Genomic DNA, 563 nt, shown 5'->3' with positions numbered 1-563 from the left:
AGAAGGGGGAGGCCTCGCGGCCTCCCCCCTTTTTTTACGTTAAAGGACAAATTGGGGCACTTGATCGCTTGGTCCTTCTGTTTTACGGAATGGGGCTTATCGTCGAGATGATCAGTCGCGTCTCTGGAAGTTGCAGGCTGCTTTTAATTGCTTCTATTTGTTGTCGGGTGTTGCCGGAGCACAACATCTATTTCGATGACGAGTTAAATAGATCTACAATATTTGAACTCCAGTGAGGATCATCGTGTCTTCGCGGTATCCGATTCAGGTTTAAATAGCAACGGGGCCCTATCGTTATCTGATAGGGCCCCGTTGCTATTTAAAGTAGTTGGAATAAAAAAATCCCTTCTTGTGCTCAATAGCATGCGGCTCTTGCTTATTAGGGTATAAGGTCACTGCTTCTACATCAGACAGCAAGATCGCCGAGGTCATACGGTCTGTCTGTGATTTATGACCGCCCATACGACCCTTGTTATTTCCAGGGCCGCGAAGTTCGTTTGTGAACAAAATATGGAGTGCCAGATTCCCGCCCGCGGGGGCCCTCCGGTCTGGCAATATATCTC

At 48.1% G+C, this 563-nt stretch carries 2 protein-coding genes; one reads left to right on the top strand and one right to left on the bottom strand.

Annotation, left to right across the window (positions count from 1 at the left end; translation table 11 throughout):
* A partial coding sequence (locus tag SFLMC1_RS08385; protein ID WP_222838063.1) for a hypothetical protein occupies positions 1 to 236 on the top strand: 236 nt, incomplete at its 5' end.
* A 79-nt stretch (positions 237 to 315) separates the two neighbouring features.
* On the opposite strand, the gene SFLMC1_RS08380 is transcribed toward SFLMC1_RS08385, so the two are convergent.
* Positions 316 to 563 (bottom strand): hypothetical protein (locus SFLMC1_RS08380; protein ID WP_222838062.1); only part of this gene is annotated, 248 nt, incomplete at its 5' end.

Source organism: Collinsella aerofaciens, from assembly GCF_901212495.1.
Classification (GTDB): Bacteria; Actinomycetota; Coriobacteriia; order Coriobacteriales; family Coriobacteriaceae; genus Collinsella; species Collinsella aerofaciens_H.
Note: the sequence above shows the minus strand (reverse complement) of the source record. Positions and strands in the feature narration are given on the sequence as shown.